At 73.8% G+C, this 21,180-nt stretch carries 18 protein-coding genes and 2 pseudogenes; 10 read left to right on the top strand and 10 right to left on the bottom strand.

The features are described from left to right. Positions 1 to 79: 79 nt before the first annotated feature. The 5 genes and pseudogenes from IEJ02_RS32205 to IEJ02_RS32185 form a co-directional block, all read right to left on the bottom strand. A pseudogene (locus IEJ02_RS32205) lies at positions 80 to 925 on the bottom strand (cytochrome c oxidase assembly protein); the annotation flags it as partial. After that, positions 925 to 1,479, bottom strand: a complete 555-nt coding sequence (locus IEJ02_RS32200; protein WP_191068057.1) for a DUF2243 domain-containing protein — start codon at positions 1,477 to 1,479, stop codon at positions 925 to 927. The gene IEJ02_RS32200 and the pseudogene IEJ02_RS32205, both read right to left, overlap by 1 nt. 156 nt (positions 1,480 to 1,635) lie before the next feature. Beyond that, positions 1,636 to 2,412 carry a VOC family protein gene (locus IEJ02_RS32195; protein WP_191068056.1) on the bottom strand — a complete coding sequence of 259 codons (777 nt, stop codon included), beginning with the start codon at positions 2,410 to 2,412 and terminating at the stop codon, positions 1,636 to 1,638. A gap of 72 nt (positions 2,413 to 2,484) precedes the next feature. Then, positions 2,485 to 3,669, bottom strand: a complete 1,185-nt coding sequence (locus IEJ02_RS32190; RefSeq protein WP_191068055.1) for an FUSC family protein — start codon at positions 3,667 to 3,669, stop codon at positions 2,485 to 2,487. Between the two features lie 91 nt (positions 3,670 to 3,760). Beyond that, positions 3,761 to 4,627: an EamA family transporter gene (locus tag IEJ02_RS32185; RefSeq protein ID WP_191068054.1), complete on the bottom strand. Its 867-nt coding sequence runs from the start codon at positions 4,625 to 4,627 to the stop codon at positions 3,761 to 3,763. Positions 4,628 to 4,733: 106 nt separating this feature from the next. On the opposite strand from IEJ02_RS32185, the gene IEJ02_RS32180 reads away from it, so the two are divergent. Beyond that, positions 4,734 to 5,306: a helix-turn-helix domain-containing protein gene (locus IEJ02_RS32180; RefSeq protein ID WP_191068053.1), complete on the top strand. Its 573-nt coding sequence runs from the start codon at positions 4,734 to 4,736 to the stop codon at positions 5,304 to 5,306. Between the two features lie 49 nt (positions 5,307 to 5,355). Next, positions 5,356 to 5,910 carry a YbaK/EbsC family protein gene (locus IEJ02_RS32175; protein WP_191068052.1) on the top strand — a complete coding sequence of 185 codons (555 nt, stop codon included), beginning with the start codon at positions 5,356 to 5,358 and terminating at the stop codon, positions 5,908 to 5,910. Between the two features lie 297 nt (positions 5,911 to 6,207). Here the strand turns inward: IEJ02_RS32175 and IEJ02_RS32170 are convergent, their stop codons facing one another. Next, complete coding sequence (locus IEJ02_RS32170; RefSeq protein WP_191068051.1) at positions 6,208 to 6,615, bottom strand: CoA-binding protein; 408 nt, start codon at positions 6,613 to 6,615, stop codon at positions 6,208 to 6,210. A gap of 166 nt (positions 6,616 to 6,781) precedes the next feature. Here IEJ02_RS32170 and IEJ02_RS50530 point away from each other — a divergent pair. After that, positions 6,782 to 7,495, top strand: a pseudogene (locus tag IEJ02_RS50530) (phosphatase PAP2 family protein); the annotation flags it as partial. On the opposite strand, the gene IEJ02_RS49140 reads toward IEJ02_RS50530, so the two are convergent. Together IEJ02_RS49140 and IEJ02_RS32160 are read right to left on the bottom strand one after the other, a co-directional pair. Continuing rightward, positions 7,457 to 8,167, bottom strand: coding sequence for a response regulator (locus tag IEJ02_RS49140; RefSeq protein ID WP_223864832.1), 711 nt, complete (start codon positions 8,165 to 8,167; stop codon positions 7,457 to 7,459). The pseudogene IEJ02_RS50530 and the gene IEJ02_RS49140 overlap by 39 nt on opposite strands. Before the next feature lie 77 nt (positions 8,168 to 8,244). Next, the gene (locus IEJ02_RS32160; protein ID WP_191068049.1) at positions 8,245 to 9,684 is read right to left on the bottom strand and encodes a sensor histidine kinase; all 1,440 of its coding nucleotides are present in this window, start codon (positions 9,682 to 9,684) and stop codon (positions 8,245 to 8,247) included. A gap of 249 nt (positions 9,685 to 9,933) precedes the next feature. Between IEJ02_RS32160 and IEJ02_RS32155 the strand changes: the two genes are divergently transcribed. The 3 genes from IEJ02_RS32155 to IEJ02_RS32145 all read left to right on the top strand — a co-directional run bounded on the left by IEJ02_RS32155 (position 9,934) and on the right by IEJ02_RS32145 (position 11,833). Beyond that, positions 9,934 to 10,266 (top strand): plasmid stabilization protein, encoded by a 333-nt coding sequence (locus IEJ02_RS32155; RefSeq protein ID WP_137981210.1) that lies wholly within the window; start codon positions 9,934 to 9,936, stop codon positions 10,264 to 10,266. A gap of 204 nt (positions 10,267 to 10,470) precedes the next feature. Beyond that, positions 10,471 to 10,974 (top strand): DUF6098 family protein, encoded by a 504-nt coding sequence (locus tag IEJ02_RS32150; protein ID WP_191068048.1) that lies wholly within the window; start codon positions 10,471 to 10,473, stop codon positions 10,972 to 10,974. Between the two features lie 232 nt (positions 10,975 to 11,206). Next, positions 11,207 to 11,833: a YigZ family protein gene (locus IEJ02_RS32145; RefSeq protein WP_191068047.1), complete on the top strand. Its 627-nt coding sequence runs from the start codon at positions 11,207 to 11,209 to the stop codon at positions 11,831 to 11,833. 13 nt (positions 11,834 to 11,846) lie between these two features. On the opposite strand, the gene IEJ02_RS32140 is transcribed toward IEJ02_RS32145, so the two are convergent. Together IEJ02_RS32140 and IEJ02_RS32135 are read right to left on the bottom strand one after the other, a co-directional pair. Further along, positions 11,847 to 13,361, bottom strand: a complete 1,515-nt coding sequence (locus IEJ02_RS32140; RefSeq protein ID WP_191068046.1) for a sensor histidine kinase — start codon at positions 13,359 to 13,361, stop codon at positions 11,847 to 11,849. Further along, positions 13,358 to 14,182 (bottom strand): response regulator transcription factor, encoded by an 825-nt coding sequence (locus IEJ02_RS32135; RefSeq protein ID WP_191068045.1) that lies wholly within the window; start codon positions 14,180 to 14,182, stop codon positions 13,358 to 13,360. Before IEJ02_RS32135 ends, IEJ02_RS32140 begins: the two co-directional genes overlap by 4 nt. 174 nt (positions 14,183 to 14,356) lie before the next feature. Between IEJ02_RS32135 and IEJ02_RS32130 the strand changes: the two genes are divergently transcribed. The 4 genes from IEJ02_RS32130 to IEJ02_RS49135 all read left to right on the top strand — a co-directional run. Then, a complete protein-coding gene (locus IEJ02_RS32130; protein ID WP_191068044.1) occupies positions 14,357 to 14,959 on the top strand; it encodes a carbonic anhydrase in 603 nt (200 codons plus the stop codon). Next, complete coding sequence (locus IEJ02_RS32125) at positions 14,956 to 17,025, top strand: SulP family inorganic anion transporter (protein ID WP_223864831.1); 2,070 nt, start codon at positions 14,956 to 14,958, stop codon at positions 17,023 to 17,025. Before IEJ02_RS32130 ends, IEJ02_RS32125 begins: the two co-directional genes overlap by 4 nt. Positions 17,026 to 17,168: 143 nt before the next feature. Then, positions 17,169 to 18,392 carry an exonuclease SbcCD subunit D gene (locus IEJ02_RS32120; protein WP_191068043.1) on the top strand — a complete coding sequence of 408 codons (1,224 nt, stop codon included), beginning with the start codon at positions 17,169 to 17,171 and terminating at the stop codon, positions 18,390 to 18,392. Beyond that, the coding region (locus tag IEJ02_RS49135; RefSeq protein ID WP_223864830.1) for an AAA family ATPase at positions 18,389 to 21,180 on the top strand (2,792 nt) is incomplete at its 3' end. The genes IEJ02_RS32120 and IEJ02_RS49135, both read left to right, overlap by 4 nt.

Below are 21,180 nucleotides of genomic sequence, written 5' to 3'. Positions count from 1 at the left end.
CAGTGGTAACCCCACCGTCATCCGGATTTCGGCAGGGCCCGCGGGGCGTGGATCCCTGGATGCCCTCCTTCGGCCGCCGCACCGGGCGTACCCGCGGCCCGTGCGGCCTCCGGGGCGTCCGCACGGGCCGCCAGGTGGTGACGAGGGCCGCGGCCAGCAGGAGCTCGGCGAGGTCGCCGCCGTAGTACATGATCTCCGCGCCGCCCCGGACCTCGGTGATCGGGGCGTGCACCTCGACCCAGAAGCCCCCGTACATCAGCTCGGCGATGGCGGCGTGGGCGGCGATGGCGACGCCGAGGACCAGCAGCCGGGCCGGTACCCCCGGCCGGGCGGGGGCCGGATCGGGACCGGCGATGGCGTACGCGAACAGCCAGCCGGAGAGCAGGAAGTGGGCGTGTGTCAGCCAGTGCCACCCGGGGTGGCCCATGGTGGCGTCGTAGACGGGGGTGAAGTACAGCGGTACCAGCCCGCCGGTGGTCAGCAGCAGGGCGGTGACGGGGTGGCCGAGCAGCCGCGCCGGGCGGGAGCGGAGCACGGCGGTCAGCCGTCTGCCGTGGTCCGGGGGCAGGGCGCGCAGCAGCAGCGTGACCGGGGCCGCGAGCACCAGCGCGAGCGGTGCGTACATCCCGAGCAGCAGATGCTGGGCCATATGGCCGCGGAAGTCCTCATGGGCGAACGGCGCGAGCGGCGGCAGCAGCGCCACGGCCACCAGGGCCAGCCCGGCCCCGAAGCTCAGCGACCGCGCGAGCGGCCAGCCCCGGGCGGGGTGACGGCGACGGGCGCCGCGGACCGCCAGCGCGTAGCCGGCGGCACACCCCAGCAGGGCGAGGGCCGGCCCCAGCGGGGCGAGGGCCGACAGCCATACGTCCAGGGGGCCGCCGCCCCCGCCGTGCCCATGGCCGGGGTGCGCCGCGCCGCCACCCATCACACGTGTCCGGTGGCGCGGGGCGCTTCGGGGCCGGAGGGGGCCCCGCCGCGCTGCAGCAGATAGCCGCCGACCACCAGGAGGGCGCCCAGGACGAGGAAGCCGGCGTCCCACCACGGCTGCTCGGGGCCGCCGTGGACATGGTGGATGCCGAGGATCTGGTGGTCCAGCACGCCCTCGACGAGGTTGAACAGGCCCCAGCCGACCAGCATCCAGCCCCACAGGACGCGGGAGCCCCACACCCGGCGCCGGTCGTGGGTGACCCGGGCGTAGAGGATGGCCAGCCCCAGCAGCACCGCGATCCAGCACACGGCGTGGAAGACGCCGTCCCACACGGTGTTCATCCGCAGACCGGAGACGGTGTGCGGGTTGTAGTACCTCACCCCGATGCGGTCGTGGTTGGTGCTGCTGAGCATGTGGTGCCACTGGAGCAGCTGGTGCAGCAGGATCCCGTCGAGGAATCCGCCGAGCCCCACCCCCAGCACGATCCCCGGCAGCCGGATGACGCGCGACGCCGGCAGACCGGCCCGCGCTTCCTCCGCCGTGGTGGCCATCACCGCGCTCCGTCCTGACGTCAGCGTGTTCCCTCGCGCTCTTCGCCCCACGGCTTCCCGGCCGGCCCGGCTTCCTCACCTGTCCACGTCGTCTTTCCGCCATATCGCCGAGCCGAGCCGGGACCCTGGGGCAGGCGGCTGGTCAGCGCCGTCCGCTCAGGCCGCGGTGACGGTGAACAGCCCGCCGTCGGGGTCGCACAGGACCGCCTGACGGCCCGTGGGGGAGGCGTCCGGCGGGAGGGCGACCGTGCCACCGGCGGCGCGGGCCGCCGCCACGGCGGCCGTCACATCGGGGACGCGGAAGTGGACGTACCAGCGCGGCCGGACCCGTGGGTCGGGGGCCTGTTCGACGGCGCCGCCGTGGATCGCCGCCAGCTTGCGGCCCGCCTCGCGCACGATCACCTCGTCGTTCTCGTACTCCACGGAGCAGTTGCTCCCCGGTGACGCCCAGCCGAAGACCTCGCCGTAGAAGAGGGCGGCCGCGAACGCGTCCCGGGTCCGCAGCTCCAGCCAGGCCGGGGCGCCCACGTCCGGCCCCGACGGCCAGCCGGGCAGCGCCTCCCCCGCCCAGAAGCCGAAGACGGCGCCGTCGGGGTCGGCGGCCAGCCCGGCGCGGCGGCCGGTGCCGAACGGGAGCGGGCCGACGCCGGCGGTTCCGCCCCGCTCGTGGATCCGTGCCGCGGTGGCGTCCGCGTCCGCCACGGCGAAGAACGGCGTCCAGGCGACCGCGCCCCTGAGGCTGTTCGCGAGCGCCCCGACCCCGGCCACCGGCGCTCCGCCGAACAGCGCCGTACGGAACTCCTCATCCAGCCCGGTGGGGCGCCAGGTCCATCCGAGCACCGCGGTGTAGAACTCCTGCGCCGCCTGGAGGCTGGGGGCGGCGAGACTCACCCAGCAGGGGAATCCCGGCCGTGCCTGGGCGATCGGCTTCATGGGCACCACTCCTCACAACTCCGCCCCGACACCACCGCGGGGACTGCACCGATGTACCCCGTCGGCCCGGTGCTATGCCCTGGCGGTGGCGCGGGGCCAGGTGTCCGGGGCGATGTCGTGCCAGATGTTCTGGGCCCCGATCAGCAGGGTGCCCAGGACGGCGGTGGTGCCGGGGGAGACGTAGCGCTCGTCGGTGAGCTGTTTGTGCAGGGCGCCGTGGTGCCGTTCCACGGCCTCCAGCGCCTCGTCCAGTTGGCCGCGCGCGCCGTCGGGGGTGGGGGACTCATAGATCATTTCGGCCCGGGCCTCGCAGGCCGCCGCCAGATCGGCGAGGAGCCGGCCGTAGTCGCGCAGCGGCTGCTGGTCGGGGGCGGGAATGGAGCGGTGCTCGTCGGCGATGTCGACCATGGCGCCGACGACCGCGCCCACCTGGGCGACGATCGAGCTCCACCGCTGGTCCTCGCTCTCGGGGGGAAGCGTGGGCGGCGGCTTCTCGCGCGAATTCCACGGCAGCCTGGGATTGAGCCGGAGGCTCTCATGGCTCCACAGCCGGGCGGATCGCAGGCTCTCCTGCCGCTGTTCGAGCTGGTCGGCCAGGCGTCGCCAGTCGGCGGGCGTGTCCTCGGACCAGTTCCCCTCGGCCAGCGCCTCGGCGATGCTCGCCAGCGTCTCCTGTGTCGCGTGCGCCAGACTGCCGAGGTTCTCCCGGACGCTTCGCAGATGGACCGGCGGCAGGATCAGCGCGTTGACCGCGATGCCGATCACGGCGCCCAGCAGGGCCTGCAACAGCCGGTGGGAGACCGTGAGGCTGGACACCGGGCCCGAGGTGAGGGTGAACAGCGCGGTGGTGGGACCGTAGATGCCCTGGTCGCCGAGGCGGGGCCAGTTGCTGAGCAGCATCACGACCGGCAGGACCAGGGCCACCGAGATCAGGATGTTCCCCGTCAGGGCCTCGGCCCCCGCCGCCAGCAGCGTCCCCACGGCGATGGCCACCAGCTGCTGCAACCCCTTGAACAGCGAGCGGTAGACGGTGGCCTGGACCAGGACCACCGCCACCCACGGCGCCATCAGCGCCACCGGATCCTTCAGCCACCACCCCGAGACCGCCCACGCGAGCGTGGCCGCCCCGGCCGCCTTCAGCGACTGCACGAGCAGGTCCCGCTCCCGCCCCGGCCCCCGCCACGCCCGCACCACGGCGTTTACGATCCCCCGGGCCTCGGCCCGCACCACATACAGCTTTTCGTATCCGTGCCCCATGGCGTAGTGGGTTCCTGGGGGACGTCGGCTTATGCACGGCCGGGGCCGGGGCCGGGGCCGGGGCGAGGGTGGGGTCCGGGCCGCGGTCCGCTCAGCCCGTGGCCAGCAGCAGCGTGCCCACCAGGGCGAGTCCGGCGCCCGTGGCCTGGACCACCCGCAGCCGCTCGCCGAGCAGTCCGCGGGCCGCGAGGGCGGTCACCACGGGGTAGAGGGAGGCGAGCACCGCGGCGACGGTGACCGGGCCGTGGTGGGCGGCGAGGTTGTACGTGCCGTTGGCGGCCACGTCGGCGAGGCCCACGAAGGCGAGCGCGGGCAGCGACGCCCACACCACGCCCATCCCGCCCCCGGGCAGCCCGGGGTTGCCGCGCCGTACGGAGACCAGCAGCGCGCCGCCGCCGACCGCCACATTGCACACCCGCTGCACGAACAGCGCGAGGAAGAGCCCGGTCAGCGTGTGCGACGCCTCGGCGATCAGCGCCATCACCGAGCCGAAGCCCAGCGCGGCCACCAGGGTGAGCAGCAGCGTCTGCCGCTGGACGGGCGCCCCGCCGGTCTGCGGACCGCTCGCCAGGACCACACCCGCGACCGCCACCACGACGCCCGAGGACTGGAGCAGCCCGGGCCGCTCGCCGAGCACCAGCGCGACGCCCAGCGGCACGATGACCCCGCCGAGCGCGCCGAGCGGGGAGACGACGCCCATCGGGCCGAGCGCGAGGGCCCGGTAGAAGCACAGCATCGCGGCCGGGCCGACCACACCGGCCGCCGCGGCGAACCACAGCTGCGGGCCCGCCTCGGACCATCCGCCGGTGGCGACCACGATGGCGCCGAGGACGGTGACCGCGATGATCTGGGAGACGACGACCACGGTGAGCGCGGGTGTGCGCCGGGTGAGCAACCCTCCGCCGAAGTCGGCCAGCCCCCAGAGCAGGCTGGTGGCAAGAGCGAAGAGCGCGGACATGTGAAACCTCGCCGTACAGTGTGGTGGACGTGGGAGTACAGCCCACGGTAGTTCACTTTACTCGACTATGCCATTCACTATTTTGGACGGATGGACGGACCGGAACGTGACGGACCTCGACCAGCTCACGCAGTCGCTCGCCCGCAACCTCAAGCGGTGGCGCAACGAACGCGGCTTCACCCTCGACGCCCTGGCGGCCCGCGCCGGGGTCAGCCGGGGCATGATCATCCAGATTGAGCAGGCCCGTACGAATCCCAGCGTGGGCACCACCGTCAAGCTCGCCGACGCGCTCGGCGTGAGCATCACCACACTGCTCGACTACGAGCAGGGGCCCCGGGTGACCTTCGTCCCGCCCGACCAGGCGGTGCGGATGTGGTCCACCGAGGCGGGCAGCTACACCGCGCTGCTCGTCGGCACCGAGGCGCACGGCCCGCTGGAGATGTGGCAATGGCGGCTGATGCCCGGCGACGAGAGCAGCTCCGATCCGCATCCGTCCGGCACGGTCGAGCTGATCCATGTGACGGCGGGCGAACTCACCCTGGTGATCGGCGGTGAGACCCACACCGCCCCGGTCGGCACCTCCGTGGCCTTCGAGGCGAACACCCCGCACACCTACCGCAACGACGGGACGGCGCCGGTGGAGATGACCATGGCGGTGTCGGTGCCACCCGCGCGCTGAGACCGCCGGGTCCGGCCCTCGTGCCCCGCCCGACTGCTAGTTTGGCGGCATGAGTACGCCGATGGACGCCTTCGACGAGGTCCGTCCCGCCGTCGAGTGCCTGGACCTGCTGACCGCTCCCGTCGCCGAGGCGCTGCGCACCTGGCGCGGCGCGGAGCCGGTGGAACAGGTGCTGTTCGTGGACACGGACCCGGACAAGGCCGACACCGCCGTGCTCGTCGAGAACTACGGCTCCTGGCTGCTGGAGCAGTCCGCCAACTGCGTGGTGGTCGCGGGCAAGCGGGGCGGCGAGACCACCCTGGCCGCCTGCCTGGTCCTGGCCCACACCCGCGCGGACGTCAACGGCGTGGTGCGCCGCCACCTCGGCGCGCGCAAGGCGTCGTTCGCCCCGATCGACACGGCGACGGGCGAGAGCGGCATGGAATTCGGCGGCATCACCCCGATCGGCCTGCCCGCCGACTGGCCGCTCCTGGTGGACGCCGCCGTGGCCGACATCCCCTACGCCCTCATCGGCAGCGGCAGCCGACGCGGCAAGCTCATCGTGCCGGGCAAACTGCTCGCCGGGCTCCCGGGCGCGGTGGTCCTGGAGGGCCTGGGCACCTGAGGCCGGGTGGCCTTCCGCGGTGCGGCTCGGCGTAGCCGGGCCGTGCGCCATGCCCTGACGAAGCCGGGACGGCGCGCAGCGGGCAGCCGACTCCCCGCCCCCAACCCGCTGGAGATGGTTCCCCGATGCGGGGCTGAGGTCTCCTCGCGCCGAGATGTCTACCGGTGGCAGAGGGCAGTGAACGGCATTGACTGCCTAGTCGCTCACTGATCTACCGTGCCCGGCCGGAGCGGATAGCGGCCCCGTCCGTGCGTTCACCCCCGTGGCGCCGGGCGGGCTCTTTTGTGCCTGTGCAGGTCAGCCCAGCCGGGGGATCTCGATGGCCGGGCAGCGGTCCATGACCATGACGAGCCCGGCGGCGCGGGTGCGCTCGTAGGCCGCAGGGTCGATGACGCCGAGCTGGAACCAGACGGCCTTGGCGCCGATGGCGACGGCCTCGTCGGCGACCGGGCCCGCCAGATCGCTGTTGACGAAGACATCGACCACATCGACCGGGAAGGGGATCTCGGCGAGTGAGCCGTACCCCCGCTCGCCGTGCACCGTCTCGGCCTTCGGATGGACGGGCACGATGCGCTTGCCGAAACGCTGGAGGACGTCGGCGACGCCGTATGCCGCACGCCGCTGGTTCGTCGACAGGCCCACGATGGCCCAGGTGTCGCCCAACTCGGTGAGGATCGTGCGGACCGTCGGCGGGTCGCCGTACATGCCTGCCTCCTGTGGTCGCGATGCGGTCTCTTCGCAGCAGAACCGGCCGGGTACCCCGGAGATTCCCCGGGGCATGTCCGGGGTGTCAACCCTGACGATGGTCAGGGGTCTGACCTGGCCGTTTGCCAGAGGTGGCGGGCCGTCGCGGTTTCTACGGTCACTGGCCATGGATTCAAGGACGCGATACGGCTTCGGCCGTCGACTGCTGCTCTCGGTGGCGCTGTGTGCCGCCGGGGCGGGAGCGGTGATGGGGCTGTCGCCCGGTGGGCTGGGCGACGCGGATCGGGTGGAGGTCACGGGCGGCGCCTCGGTGTCGGTGTACCGCGAGGTGACCGACGCGGTGGCCGGGGCGCCGTCGTGGGCCGGGCCGCTGCTGGAGGTGGCCACCGAGGGGACGCTGGTGGCGCTGGGGCTGCTCCTGCTGTGGACGGGGTGGTCGGCCTTCCGGCGCGGGGACGCCTCCGGCGTGGCGGGGGCCGTGTTCACCGGGATCGGCACCGTGGCCGGCTACGCGGCCGGCGAGGCGGTGAAGCTGGTGGTGGACGAGGAGCGGCCGTGCCGGGCGGTACGGGGAGTCGCGGCGGTGGCGGAGTGTCCGGAGGTGGGGGACTGGTCGTTTCCGAGCAACCACGCCACCCTCGCCACCGGGATCGCGGTCGGGCTGACGCTGCTCAGGCCCCGTCTCGCCCCGGTGGCGTTGCCGTTGGCGGGGGCGGCGGCCCTGCTGCGGGTGGCGGTGGGGGTGCACTATCCGCACGATGTGGCCGCCGGTGCGCTGATGGGCGCCGCCGTGGTGGCGGCGACGCTGGTCGTGGCGGGCCCTCCGGCCGTACGGGCGGTGTCAGCGCTGCTCGGGCGGCCGGGGCGGAAGGATTCCGGCCTCATGGGCGATCACGGCGGCGGCCGCCCGGTTCTCCACGCCCAGCCGGGCCAGGATCGAGCTCACATGGGCCTTGACCGTCCCCTCGACGACCTGCAGCCGACGGGCGATCCGGCCGTTGGACAGCCCGCCGCCGAGCAGGGCCAGCACCTCCCTCTCCCGGGCGGTCAGGGCGTCGACCCGTTCCCGGGCGGCGGTGCGTCGGTCGGCCAGGGCCCCCGCGCCACCGGACGCCAGATGCGCCACGACGCGGGCCGCGACCTTCGGTGACAGATAGGCGGCGCCGTCGGCCACCGCGCGCACCCCCGCGATCAGCTCCTCCGGTTCACCGGACTTGATGAGGAAGCCCGTGGCGCCGCCGCCCAGCGCCTGGAGGATGTACTCGTCCTCGCCGAAGGTGGTCAGCATGATGACACCGGTGGCCGGCGCCGTCCGGTGGATCTCCCGGGCGGCCTCGATGCCGCCGGTGCCGGGCATCCGGATGTCCAGCACCGCCACCCGGGGCCGGTGGCGGTGCACCAGCTCCACCGCCTGGTGGCCGTCGCCCGCCTCGGCGACCACGGCGATGTCGGGATCGGTGGCGAGCACAGCCCGGATGCCTGCGCGGATCATCGGCTCGTCGTCGGCGATCAGGACCCGGATCGTCGGACCCCCTTCCGGCTGCGGGGTCATCGGACCCTCTTCCCGCTGCGGAATCATCGGACACCCTTCCCGGTGCGGGATCATCGGACGCCCTTCCCGGTGCGGGATCATCGGACGCCCTTCCCGGTGAAGGCGTCGGCGGACACCAGGGTGCCGTGGCGGAAGCACAGCCGGTAGACGTCCCCGGAGCGGTCGTCGAAGGGGTCGGCCGTCATCGCGTAGTACTCGCAGGCGATGTCCGTCCCCCTCGGTTCGGCGGCCGTCGGCCGGTGGCCGGTCTGGCGCTCCGGCAGGTGCGGCGCGATCCGGTCGCGGTCCTGTCCGACGCGCAGCCGGGCGTAGTCGTCCGGGGCCAGCACCGACTCCCGGGCCTTCAGTGTGTCCCACACCCGCAGCGCCCCGATCAGCAGGGCCCCCGCGACCAGGGGCACCATCAGGGCCGCGAGCAGGGTGCGGCCGAGCCGGCGGCGGGCGCGCCGGTGGTCGTCCGCCACCGGGGTGTCCGGGGCGTCGTGGGGTGCCCCCGGCCGCCGCGCCGTGGTGTGGGGAAACGTGGCGCGGACGGCGAAACCGCCCGCCTCGGGGCCGTAGCCGAAGGTGCCCCCGGCCAGTCCGACGCGCTCGTCCAGGCCGATCAGGCCGAAGCCCTCGCCGCCGGAGCGGACGGGAGCGGCGGCGGACGCGGGGCCGTTCACCACCCGGACCTCGGTCTCCTCGGCCGTATGCCGGACATCGACGGTCGCCTCCGCGCCGGGCGCGTGTTTGGCCACGTTGGTCAGCGCCTCCTGCACCACACGGCACACGGCGCGCTCCACGCCCGGCGGCAGCTCGCCGGGCTCGCCGTCGATCCGCAGCCGGACCGCGAGACCCGACGCCGACGCCCGCTCGACCAGCTCCGCCACACCCGCGCCACCCGGCTCCGGCGGCGCTGCGTCCGGCTCCTGGCGCAGGACGCCGATCACCTCGCCGAGGCGGTCCACGGCGGCCGCCGCCCTGGCCCTGATGTCCCGCGCGGCCTCCCGGTGGCCGTCCGCCAGCCCGGGCGCCAGCTTGAGGGCCCCGGCCGAGAGGGCGATCAGGCTGAGCTCGTGGCCCAGCACATCGTGCATGTCCTGCGCGATACGGGCCCGCTCCCGCAGCCGGGCCTGTTCGGCGATCAGCCGCTGCTCGCGCTCCAGCCGCGCGGCCCGTTCCCACCCCGCCCGGACCAACTCCCGGTACTGACGGCAGAACCGCCCCACGAACCACGGCAGGACGACCGCCCCCGCCACCACCGCCACGAAGCGGTCGGCCCAGGTGATCCAGGACGGCACCACGGCGACCGCCACCACAGCGCCCGCCACCACCCCGATCAGCCCCACCGCCGTGGACCACGTCCGCCCGGGCCGCCACCCCGCCGCGAACGCGCACAGCGCCGTGGGCACCACCCACCACAGGCTGACCACGCTCAACCCGGCGGCGGCGACGGTGGCCGCCAGTGGCAGGTGTCCGGCCCAGGACGCCCACGGGCGGCCGCCGGATCCGGTCGTGCGTGTCTGTGTCGTCATGTCCCCCACCTGATGTCCCCCACCTGCGTGACCGGCCGACTCGCAGAGGTGACCTTACGAAGACGGGGGACCGGTGGACACTGCCGAAAGACCAATTCCGCGCATCGCGCACACCGCACGGCATCCGGCCGACGCCCAGGAGACGCATGCTGGTTATAGGGGAGGAAGCGGGGGAACCCGACTCATGCGGTCGGCGATCACCACCGCCGTCCGCCACCGACCGAGGGGGCGGAAGGAGAGGAAGACACCATGCCCGCAGGATCCAGCCGTAAGCGTGAACGGCAGTACGAGCACATCAAGGAAGGCGCGGAGAAGCGCGGCGCGTCCACCGGCCGGGCGAAGGAAATGGCCGCCCGTACGGTCAACAAGGAGCGCGCCCGCTCCGGCGAGTCCAAGTCCGCCAGCAGGACCTCGACCCAGGACCGGAAGTCCGCGCCGCAGCGTGGCGGCCAGCGCTCCGGCAACCGGACGGGTCCCAAGGGGCCGACGCGCGACCAGCTGTACAACGAGGCCAAGCAGCGCGGCATCGAGGGCCGCTCCAACATGACCAAGGACCAGCTGGCCAAGGCCCTGGGCCGCTGACCCGGACGCCGCGGCACTTCCTGCGGGACGCCGCCCTTCCCGCCGAGCAGCGGGGACGGGCGGCGTCCGTGTGATCCGGGCAGAGTCCGTGCGATCCGGGCGGCGTCCGTGCGCTCGGGGCGGCGTCGATGTGGTCGGGGCGGCGTCGATGTGGTCGGGCGGCGGTGGATTGGCGGCGACGGCTACGGGTACTCAAGGGCGATCATGCCAGGTGACACACTCCCCACCTACACCGCTCTGCACCAGCTCGTGGAGCTGATCGAGCAGGGGCCTCCGGTCTTCGTCCGCTGGTCCCGGGGGCCCGAGGCGGATCTGGAAGGCAGTGCGGTCAGCCGGGACGGGCTCACCGGCATGAAGATGCCGGGGCTGTCGGCCAACCCCCTGGTCTTCGAGGAATGGGCGAAGGATCTGCCCACGGCCGTGTGGGTCGCCCGGAGGCTGTGCGACTACATCCACCTCCGGGACGACGACCAGGGCTCCACCGATGTCCACCCCTGGGTGCTCAAGGGGGAGGAGACCGGCCGGGGGCCGGACAACGAGCCCCTGGTCCGCGATGTGGAGCCCGTCGCCTGGATCGCCGAGAGCGTGATCGCCGAAGCCGAGGACGTGGTGGCACGCCAGCGGGGCGCGTGGGGGCCCCTGCACAGGCCGACCCGGTTCGGCCGTGGCGGAAGCAACGAAAGCGGTGGAAGCGGCGGAAAGGGCTGACCGGGCGCGGTCGATGGTGGCCGCCATCGGCCCGAGCGCGTGTCCATGTCCGTGCAGTGGCGGGCCATCTGGTGGCTGAAGAGGACCGCCTCGATCTCGATGCCGTTCATCGTGATGATCCGGCACCGGGTGTACGGGTCGCAGCGGTCCGGGCCGATCGGGGAGACATCCGCCCGATCGGCGGCCACGCCCGCGTGGCCACCGCGCGAGAGCCGGGACATAGGGTGGCCTGATGCAGGAGCGGTACCGGACGGTCGCGCGCGAGGGCGTGCACGAGATCGAGATCAACAGATCGCGCTTCCTCTGCACGCTCGCGCCCGCCGCGACCGAGCAGGAGGCGCAGGACGTCATCCAGCGGGTCAGGAAGGAGCACCCCACCGCCACCCACAACTGCTTCGCCTATGTCATCGGCGCGGACGGCGGTGTGCAGAAGGCGAGCGACGACGGGGAGCCGGGCGGCACGGCCGGGGTGCCGATGCTCCAGATGCTGCTGCGCCGCGAGATCCGGTACGCGGTGGCCGTCGTCACCCGCTACTACGGGGGCGTGAAGCTCGGCGCGGGCGGTCTGATCCGGGCCTACGGCGGCGCGGTCGGCGAGGCGCTCGACGCGCTGGGCACCGTCACCCGGCAGCGGTTCCGGCTGGTGACCGTGACCGTCGACCACCAGCGGGCCGGAAAGCTGGAGAACGACCTGCGGGCGACGGGGCGGGCGGTCCGGGAGGTGCGCTACGCCGAGGCGGTGACGATCGAACTGGGGCTGCCCGACGCGGATGTGGACGCCTTCCGCGACTGGCTGGCGGACACCACCGCCGGCGCCGCCGCACTGGAACTCGGCGGCGAGGCGTACCAGGACGCGTAAGGACGCCCTGGGCTCACACCGGCGAGCGAACCGAGGGTGGGGAGGGAGCGGACTCCGGTGTGCTCCGGTCGCTCCGGACTCTCCGGGGCAGGCCGATTCTGGACGGGCGGCCCTGGGACGGGCGGGGCGCGGGCCGCAGCCGGATCGCGGCGTCGAGGCCGCCGCCGGGCGCCCGGGCCAGGATGGCCTCCCCTCCGCTCGCATGGGCGAGCCGCTGCACCAGCGACAGACCCAGACCGGTGCCGCCCTTCGGTGCGTCGGGGGCGCGCCAGAAGCGGTCGAAGGCGCGGCGGCGCTGATCGGCGGTCATGCCGGGCCCTTCGTCGAGGACATGCAGCTCGATCCAGGCGGGGCGGGCGGGGAGATGGCGGCGGTCGGGCGCCGAACAGCGCAGCACCATGGTGACGGTGCCGCCCAGGGGCGTGGCCCGCAGCGCGTTGGAGAGCAGATTGTCCAGGATCTGCTCGATGGCTCCGGGCACCGCGAGCGCCTGGCCGACCCGGTCGCCGAGCAGGGCGAGATGGGCCTTGTGCTGGTCGAAGAGCGGGCTCCAGGTGCGCAGGCGCTCGGCGCACACCTGGTCCAGGTCGATCGGTTCGGGGGTGACGGCGCTCTCCTCCAGCCGGGCCATCGCCAGCAGCCCCTCGACCATCCGGGCCAGCCGGTCGGTCTCGGTCAGCGCGGCGCTGAGGCTGTCCCGGGCGTGCCCGGTCATCTCCGCCTCCAGATTGTCCAGCCGTAGCCGCAGCGCCGCCAGCGGCGTCTTGAGCTGGTGGGACGCCTCGGCGGCGAAGGCGCGCTGGGAGGCCAGCAGATGCTCCAGCCGGGCGGCGGTCTGGTTGAAGGTGGCGGCGAGGCTGCGCACCTCGGGCGGGCCGGAGGTCACGGGCGCGGGCGTGGTGAACCGGCCGTCGGCCAGACGGTGCGCGAACCGCTCCAGCTCCAGGATCGGGCGGCTGGTCCAGCGGGCGAAGACCAGCCCCACGGCGGCGACGGCCGTGAGGATCGCGAGCCCGCCCACGGCCAGCAGCAGCCAGGTCCGGTGGACCCGGGCCTCCACCGCGTCGGTCGGCACGGTGAGGCGCACCGCGCCCTGCAGATCGTCGCCGTGGACGACGGGGGCGGCGACCGACAGATAGCGGACGCCGCCGATGGTGGAGGTCCGGACGTCGATCGCGTCCCGGCCGCGCAGCGCGGCGGCGATCTCGGGGCGCGACACCAGGTTCCGCGACTCCGTGGCGGACAGCGGATGCGAGGTCGCCAGCAACCGGCCGTCGTCGCCGACGATGACCACCCTGCCCCGGATGCGCTCGGCACAGTGCCGCGCCCGGGGCGGCAGCTCGCGCTCCTCGCGGCCCGCCATGATGGACAGCGAGGCGAACGCGGACACCGACTCGGCCTCGTCCTCCGCCGAGGAGATGATCTGTTCTCGCTCGGCTCTGCCGTAGACATAGCCGAGCGGTATGCCGAGGCTCAGCAGGGTCAGTACGGCGAGGCTCAGATAGCCGAGCAGCAGACGTCGGGTCACGGCCGGGCGGCCTCCGGTACTCCGGACGGGACTCCCGACGGGGCTCCCGCTGGGGTCCCCGCCGGGACTCCCGAGTGGACGGCCAGACGGAAGCCGACCCCGCGCAGGGTCTGGATCCACGCCGGATCGCCCAGCTTGCGGCGCAGGGTGGCGATGTGCACGTCCAGGGTCTTGGTCGGCCCGTGGAAGTGGGGGTCCCAGACGCGGTCGAGGATCTGCTGGCGCGAGTACACGGCTCCGGGGTCCTCGGTGAGCAGGGCCAGCAGCTCGAACTCCTTGGGGGTGAGGGTGACGGGTGCGCCGCCCACCCACACCTGACGCGTCCGGCGGTCCACGACCAGCGGCTCCTGCTCCCGGGGCGGCGGCTGGGCGGCGGCCGGCGGGGTGACGGCGGCGGCCGGTGCGGTGGCGGTGGGGGCCGGTGCGGTGGTGGTGGGGGCGGGCGCCGCGGCGGCGGTGGTGGCGCGTTGAGAACGCCTGGTCACCGCGCGGATCCGGGCGATCAGCTCCCGCATGCTGAACGGCTTCGCCAAGTAGTCGTCCGCGCCCAGCTCCAGACCCAACACCCGGTCGGCCTCCTCACCCCGTGCGGTGAGCATGATGATCGGCACATCGGACACCTGCCGGATACCGCGGCAGACGTCGATACCGTCCATGTCCGGCAGTCCCAGGTCGAGCAGAACGATGTCCCCGTACGGCCCCTCCAGCCCGGCTGCCCCCGTGCCGACATGACCCACCATCAGTCCATACCGCCCCAGTCCCTCGACGAGGGGCTCGGCGATCGTCTCGTCATCCTCGATGAGTAGCGCTCGTACGGTCATGGGGACCTGTGTACCGCAATTCCGTAATGGCTTCCTGGTTTTTGTAATGTTGCGAGCGCGGAACCGAATATTGGAGAAGAACTTGTCATGCTCTAGTGTTCGTTTAGCCTTCGCCTGGTACGGCCCTCCCTACGGTGATTCGCATCTGGTTCAACCACCCGTCAGGGAGGCATGATGAGGGCTCTGATCGAACACGCCCGCTCGTTCCGGCGCCGAGCCGATTTCGACCATGGCGAATACCGGAAACTGGCCGACGGGCAATTTCCCGAGGCGCTCTTCATTACCTGCTCGGATTCCCGGGTGATCCCCGCGCTGATCACCGGAGCCCGGCCCGGCGAGATATTCGAGCTGCGCAACGCGGGCAACATCGTTCCCCCGCACGGGATGCATCTGGTGTCCGGTGAGGCCGCCACCATCGAGTACGCACTGGAGGTGCTCGGCGTCTCAGACATCGTCGTCTGCGGTCACTCCCACTGCGGCGCGATGGGGGCGATCGCCTCGGGGACGGACCTGTCCCGGCTGCCCGGTGTGGGCGCCTGGCTGTCGGTCGCGCGGCCGGGGCTGGCCCCCGCCCTCGGCACGGCCTCCGACGATCCGTCCCTCCGGGAACTGGCACAGCTCAATGTCCGGAACCAGCTGGCCGCGCTGGAGGAGTACCCGGCGGCCCGGCGCCGGCTGGAGACGGGCCGGCTGCGTCTGCACGGCTGGTTCTACCAGGTGGACAGCGCCGAGCTCTGGGAGCTCGATACCGACGGTGACTTCCGGGTGCACTCATGACGAGCGGACGACATGCCCGTGGCCGGGTCCAGCCGGTGCCATCGCCGTCGTACGACATCGACGAGGTGTTCCCGCCGGAAGGGGCATACGACACCCAGTCGACGCAACCGATGCCCGCGTACGCGCCCGCCGGTGAAACCGTATGGGAAACGGCCGACGCCCCCGGCATCCACAAGGCCGACGCCAGGACGGGTGGCGGGCCCGGGCCCAAGGGTGAGGGAAAGGGGAGGGGCAAGGGCAAGGGAAAGACCGGCGGGACCCTCCAGGGCGTCAACCTCGGCACCGAGATCAGCGCTTCGCTGGTCGTCTTCCTGGTGGCCCTGCCCCTGTGCATCGGAGTCGCCGTCGCCTCGGGCGCCCCGGCCGAACTCGGCATCATCACCGGTGTGATCGGTGGCCTCGTCGTCGGCATGACCCCGGGCAGCACCCTCCAGGTGAGTGGGCCCGCCGCCGGGCTCGCCGCGCTCGTGGCGGAGACGGTGGAGGCCAACGGCATCGCGATGCTCGGCGTGATCGTGCTGGGCTCGGGCATTCTGCAGATCGTGCTGGGGATGATCCGCCTCGGCCGGATGTTCCAGGCCACCTCGATCGCCGTCGTCCAGGGCATGCTCGCCGGAATCGGGCTGCCGCTGATGTTCAGCCAGTCCTATCCGCTGGCCGATGCCGCGGCCCCCGGCACGGCCATCGAGAACATCCTCGGCTTCCCCGCGCATGTCGTCGACACCTTCATGAACGCCCAGACGGCGATCGCCGCACTGCTCGGCATCGCCACGGTCGTCCTCAGCTTCGTCTGGAAGAAGGTGCCGGGGCCCGTCAAGAAGATCCCCGCCGCGCTCGTCGCGGTCGGCCTCGGCATCGTCGTCGCCTCCCTCCCCGGCGTCGAGGTGAAGACGCTCCAGGTGGGCAATCTGCTGGCGGCCATCCAGGTCCCGGGCCCCGAACAGTTCGCCGGGCTCGCCGACCCCGCGATCCTCACCGCCATCGTCACCTTCACCGTCATCGCCTCGGCGGAGAGCCTGTTCACGGCCGCCGCCGTGGACCGGATGCACAGCGGCAAGCGCACCCAGTTCAACAGCGAGCTGATCGCCCAGGGCGCCGGAAACACCATCTGCGGCATGCTCGGCTCGCTCCCCATGACCGCCGTCGTCGCCCGCAGCTCGGCCAATGTCCAGTCCGGCGCCAAGACCCGGATCTCCCGGACCCTGCACGGCCTGTGGCTGCTGGCGTTCGCGCTGCTGCTGCCGGGTGTCCTCGCCCTGATCCCGATCTCGGTGCTGGCCGGTGTCCTCGTCCACAGCGGCTGGAAGCTGCTGGCCCCCGAGCAGTTCCCCACGATGTGGCGCCAGGACCGCGGTGAGTTCGCCGTCATGGTCCTCACCACGGGCGCCATCGTCGCCACCGCGCTGCTGGAAGGGGTGCTGATCGGGCTCGCCGCCGGGATCGTGCTGGCCGCGCTGCGGATGTCACAGACCTCCGTCGAGCACCGCGTCGAGGGCGACACCGCCAAGGTCGTCATGAAGGGCAACGCCACCTTCCTGCGGCTGCCCAAGCTCATCGACGCGCTGGAGGCCGTGGGCGCGGCGGGGACGCCGCGGATCCGGCTGGACCTGATGGGAGTCACCCATCTGGACCACGCCTGCCGCAGCCAGATCGAGGAGTTCGTCACGCAGAAGCGGGCCGTCCCCGATATGCGGGTGGAACTGCTCATGCCGGACGGGTTGGCGGCGCCGAAGAAGCCGAAGACGTCGAAGGAGTCGAAGGAATCGAAGGAGTCGAAGTACTCGAAGGCGTCGACGTCGGACCACGCCCAGCGGGCCGCTGGGCAGCCCGCGGCCCCGGCCCCCTCGGCCCGCGACCGACGGTTCCCCGAACCGTCCGCCGGTCCCGACCCGACGGCGGACCCCGGCGCCGTACCGGGCCCGACCGCGGAGTGGTACTACCTCGACCCCTACCGGCTGGACGGCCCCGCGGACCCCGGCCCCTACGACGGCTACCCCGGCGCCACCGGCATCCCCGACGGTCTCGACGCGTTCGACGACTCCCGGTGGGGGGAGACGCGCAGGTAACACGGGGACGAAAGCGAGGTCCGTGGGGTCCCGGGCACCGATCGCGGTTAACGTGGTCGGTGCCCGTACCGCTGATCCGGTGCGGGCGCCGTTATGGGCCACAGGGGCGGAGAAAGGACGAATGTGCGGGTCGGAGACGATACGTGAGAATTCTGCACACCTCCGACTGGCACCTCGGGCGGTCCTTTCACCGGGTCAGCCTCCTTGCCGCGCAGCGGGAGTTCATCGACCACCTCGTCACCACCGTGCGCGAGCGGCGCATTGACGCGGTGGTCGTCGCGGGCGACATCTACGACCGCGCCGTGCCGCCGCTCGCCGCCGTCGAGCTCTTCGACGACGCCCTCCACCGGCTCGCGGACCTCGGAGTGCCGACGGTCATGATCTCCGGCAACCATGACTCGGCCCGCCGCCTGGGCGTCGGCGCCGGGCTGATCGACCGGGCCGGGATCCATCTGCGCACCGACCCCGCCGGCTGCGCCACGCCCGTCGTGCTCTCCGACGACCACGGCGAGGTGGCCTTCTACGGTCTGCCGTATCTCGAACCGGGTTTGGTGCGGGAGGAGTTGGGCGCCCCGGCGGCCGGTCATACGGCGGTGCTGGGCGCCGCCATGGACCGGGTGCGGGCCGACCTCGCCACCCGGCCGTCCGGCACCCGGTCCGTCGTCCTCGCGCACGCCTTCGTCACCGGTGGCACGGTCAGCGACAGCGAGCGGGACATCACGGTCGGCGGCGTCGCCTCCGTACCCGCCGAGGTCTTCGACGGCGTCGACTACGCGGCGCTCGGCCATCTGCACGGCTGCCAGACCATCACCGAGCGCATCCGCTACTCGGGCTCCCCGCTCGCGTACTCCTTCTCCGAGGCGGCGCACCGCAAGTCCATGTGGGTGGTGGAGCTGGGGGCGGCGGGCGAGGCGCCGTCGTGCGAACGGGTGGAGTGCCCGGTGCCGCGGCCGCTGGCCCGGATCCGCGGCCGGATCGAGGAATTGCTCGCCGACCCGGACCTCGAGCGCCACGAGGAGGCGTGGGTCGAGGCCACGCTGACCGACGCGGTGCGGCCGCATGAGCCGATGGCCCGGCTGGCGCGGCGCTTCCCCCATGTGCTCACCCTGGTCTTCGACCCCGAGCGGCCCCCCGAGGATCCGCTCGCCTCGTACGCCCAGCGGCTGCGCGGCCGCTCGGACCGGCAGATCGCCGAGGACTTCGTGGCCCATGTGCGGGGCGGCCGCGGCCCGGACGAGACGGAGCGCGCGCTGCTCGGCGACGCGCTGGAGGCGGTACGGGGCGAGGCGCACGAGGGCGTCGTGCCGGGCGAGGAGAACGGCGCGGGGGCGACCGTAGGGGCCATCGCGGGGGAGGCGGCACGATGAGGCTGCACCGGCTCGCCGTCACGGCCTTCGGGCCGTTCGGCGCCACCCAGGAGATCGACTTCGATGAGCTGTCCGCCGCCGGGCTCTTCCTGCTGCACGGGCCGACCGGCGCCGGTAAGACGTCCGTCCTGGACGCGGTCTGCTACGCGCTGTACGGCCAGGTGCCCGGCGCCCGCCAGGGCAGCGGGCTCTCGCTGCGCAGCGACCACGCCGAACCGCTGACCCCGACCGAGGTCGTTCTCGAATGCACCATCGGGGAGCGGCGCCTGGAGATCGCCCGGCGCCCCGAGCAGCCGCGCCCCAAGAAGCGGGGCACGGGGATGACGCGGGAGAAGGCGCAGACCCTGCTCCGCGAGTACGTCCCGGCGTCGGCGTCTTCGACCGGCGGCGGGGCGGCGGGGGCGTGGAAGGCCCTCAGCCGCTCGCACCAGGAGATCGGCGAGGAGATCGCGCAGCTGCTCGGCATGAGCCGGGAGCAGTTCTGCCAGGTGGTGCTGTTGCCGCAGGGCGACTTCGCCCGCTTTCTGCGCGCGGACGAGCTGGCGCGCGGCAAGCTGCTGGGCAAGCTGTTCGACACCGGCCGCTTCGCCGCCGTCGAGGAACGGCTGGCGGAGCAGCGCCGGGCGGCGGAGAAGCGGGTCGCCGCCGGGGACGAGCGGCTGCTCGCGCTCGCCCACCGCATGGCGCAGGCGGCGGGCCGCACCACGGAGCCGGACGGCCACCCGCTTCCCGAGCTGACCCCCGGTGAGCCGGGGCTGGCCGAGGCCGTCCTGGAGTGGGCCGCCGTCGCGCGCGCGGGCGCGCGCGAACGTCGGGACATCGCGCTGTCCGCCGTACGGGCTGCCGAGGCGGCCCACGACGCCGCCCAGCGGACCGCCGACGCGACGCGTGAACGGGCCGAACTCCAGCGCCGCCACGCCGAGGCCCGTCGCCGGGCGGATGACCTCGAACGGCAGCGTCCCGACCACGACCGCCTGCGCGAGCTGCTGGAACGCGCCCGCGCCGCCGACGCGGTGGTCCCCGCACTCGACCTCCGCACCGCCGCCGCCCGCGACCACCACACCGCCGAAGCCACCGAACGCCAGGCCCGCACCCGCCTGGCGTCCGAACCCGGCCTGGCGGCCATGGCCCTCACACCGGCCCCGGACATCCCCGACCAACGCACCCCCGCCGACGAGGCCGCCACGCCCGAGCCGTCCCTGCCCGCGCAGGCCACCGCATCCCCGGAGGAGGCCGCCCCGCACGCGGGCTCCGGAGCCGCGATGGGCGTGGCGGTTGAGCGTGGCGGACACGGACGGGACGCGCCGGAAGCGGGCACGGGAGGCGACGGTGCCACCGCGAGCGCGCCGGCCCAGGAGCCGCCCACGGCGGCGGGCGCGCCGGGCGCGCCGCCCAAGGCGCCGGGAGCCATCCGCTCCGCAGGCGTCTGTGCGCCGGGTGTGCGCGCCACCGGCCGGGTCGCCGCCGAGAATGGGGCGGCGGATGAGCGTGCCGGGGATGGGCGGGCCGGTACCGGGACAGGCGCGGAAGGCGACGGAGACGCCGTCCCGGGCATGCCGGGTCCCGCGTTGCCCGGCGAAGCGGTGGCCTCGGGCGTGCCGTCGCGGGGGCCGGGCTCGGGTGAGTCTGGTGCGCACGGGCGCGGTGTGCCGCAGGCGGGGCTTCCCGGCGGGGAAGCCCCGCCTGTGGAGGCGCGGGGTTCGGGCGCACCCCAGCCGGACGCGGCGGGACAGCGCGGGGCAGAGGAGACGGGCCGGGGCAGGGCGGCGGTGGGCTCAGGTGGTGGGGCCGGGCGCCGCGGTGCGGCTGATGTGCCGTATGGCGAGCGCGACCGCCGGGCCGACCAGCAGGGGCCGGGGGCGGCGGTGGGGCTCGCCGAGGCCGATGCGGAGTGGCTGGGACGGGTTGAGCGGCGGGTGCGGGAGGAACTGGGGGCGTTGGGGGCCGCGCGGCGGGCGGAGGTTCGGGCGGAGGCCGTCCTCCGCGAGATCGCCGCGCTCGAGCGGGAGGCTCGCGCCGACGACGAGGCGATCGAGGAGGCCGCCGAGTGGCTCGCCGGGTGGGAGGAGACCCAGCGGGCACATCAGCGGCGCGTCGAGGCGGCGCAGGAGGCCGTCACCCGGGCCGAGCAGCTCGGCGGGCGGATCGAGCCCGCCGAGCGGCGGCTGGAGGCCGCCCGGCGGCGGGACCGGCTCGCCGGGCAGGAGGAGCGGGCGCGGGAGGAGCTGTTGCGGGCGCGGGAAGGCGCCGCCGCCGCGCAGCGGAACTGGCTCGACCTCAAAGAGGCCCGGCTGCGCGGTATCGCCGCCGAGCTGGCGGCCGGGCTGCGCGCCGGAGAGCCCTGCGCGGTGTGCGGGGCGACCGAGCACCCGAGCCCGGCCCGGCCCGGGGCCGGGCATGTGGACCGTACGGCGGAGGAGGCCGCGCTGGCGGACTACCAGCGCGCCGAGGAGGTCCGCGAGGAGGCCGAACGCGCGCGGAACGCGGTGCGGGAGGCCCGCGCGGGCGCCGAGGCCACGGCGGAGGGCGAGGACGCGGCCGAACTCGAGCGGGTCCTGGCCGCGTTGCGGACCGCGTACGCCGAGGCCCGCGACGCGGCGGCCGACGCGCACGCCGCCCGCGAGGCCCTGGACCGGGCGAAGGGCGAGCACGCCCGCCGTACGGAACAGCGGCAGGAGGCCGAGCGGCGGGCGGCCGCCCGCACCTCGCACCGCGAGGCCCTGGCCCGGGAGCGGGCCGCGCTGCTGGCCGAGCTGGAGCAGGCGCGCGGCACCGACGCCACCGTCGC

It is taken from the genome of Streptomyces sp. 5-10 (assembly GCF_014712245.1).
Taxonomy (GTDB): Bacteria; Actinomycetota; Actinomycetes; order Streptomycetales; family Streptomycetaceae; genus Streptomyces; species Streptomyces violaceusniger.
Note: the sequence above shows the minus strand (reverse complement) of the source record. Positions and strands in the feature narration are given on the sequence as shown.

Bases quoted from the DNA above. Each gene is read 5' to 3' on its own strand.
- IEJ02_RS32125 (WP_223864831.1), top strand. From the start codon at position 14,956: ATGACGAGCGGACGACATGCCCGTGGCCGGGTCCAGCCGGTGCCATCG.
- IEJ02_RS32130 (WP_191068044.1), top strand. From the start codon at position 14,357: ATGAGGGCTCTGATCGAACACGCCCGCTCGTTCCGGCGCCGAGCCGAT.
- IEJ02_RS32185 (WP_191068054.1), bottom strand. From the start codon at position 4,627: ATGTCCGCGCTCTTCGCTCTTGCCACCAGCCTGCTCTGGGGGCTGGCC.
- IEJ02_RS32145 (WP_191068047.1), top strand. From the start codon at position 11,207: ATGCAGGAGCGGTACCGGACGGTCGCGCGCGAGGGCGTGCACGAGATC.
- IEJ02_RS32170 (WP_191068051.1), bottom strand. From the start codon at position 6,615: ATGTACGGCGACCCGCCGACGGTCCGCACGATCCTCACCGAGTTGGGC.
- IEJ02_RS32195 (WP_191068056.1), bottom strand. From the start codon at position 2,412: ATGAAGCCGATCGCCCAGGCACGGCCGGGATTCCCCTGCTGGGTGAGT.
- IEJ02_RS32150 (WP_191068048.1), top strand. From the start codon at position 10,471: ATGCCAGGTGACACACTCCCCACCTACACCGCTCTGCACCAGCTCGTG.
- IEJ02_RS49140 (WP_223864832.1), bottom strand. From the start codon at position 8,167: ATGACCCCGCAGCCGGAAGGGGGTCCGACGATCCGGGTCCTGATCGCC.
- IEJ02_RS32200 (WP_191068057.1), bottom strand. From the start codon at position 1,479: ATGGCCACCACGGCGGAGGAAGCGCGGGCCGGTCTGCCGGCGTCGCGC.
- IEJ02_RS32175 (WP_191068052.1), top strand. From the start codon at position 5,356: ATGAGTACGCCGATGGACGCCTTCGACGAGGTCCGTCCCGCCGTCGAG.
- IEJ02_RS32155 (WP_137981210.1), top strand. From the start codon at position 9,934: ATGCCCGCAGGATCCAGCCGTAAGCGTGAACGGCAGTACGAGCACATC.
- IEJ02_RS32190 (WP_191068055.1), bottom strand. From the start codon at position 3,669: ATGGGGCACGGATACGAAAAGCTGTATGTGGTGCGGGCCGAGGCCCGG.
- IEJ02_RS32160 (WP_191068049.1), bottom strand. From the start codon at position 9,684: ATGACGACACAGACACGCACGACCGGATCCGGCGGCCGCCCGTGGGCG.
- IEJ02_RS32135 (WP_191068045.1), bottom strand. From the start codon at position 14,182: ATGACCGTACGAGCGCTACTCATCGAGGATGACGAGACGATCGCCGAG.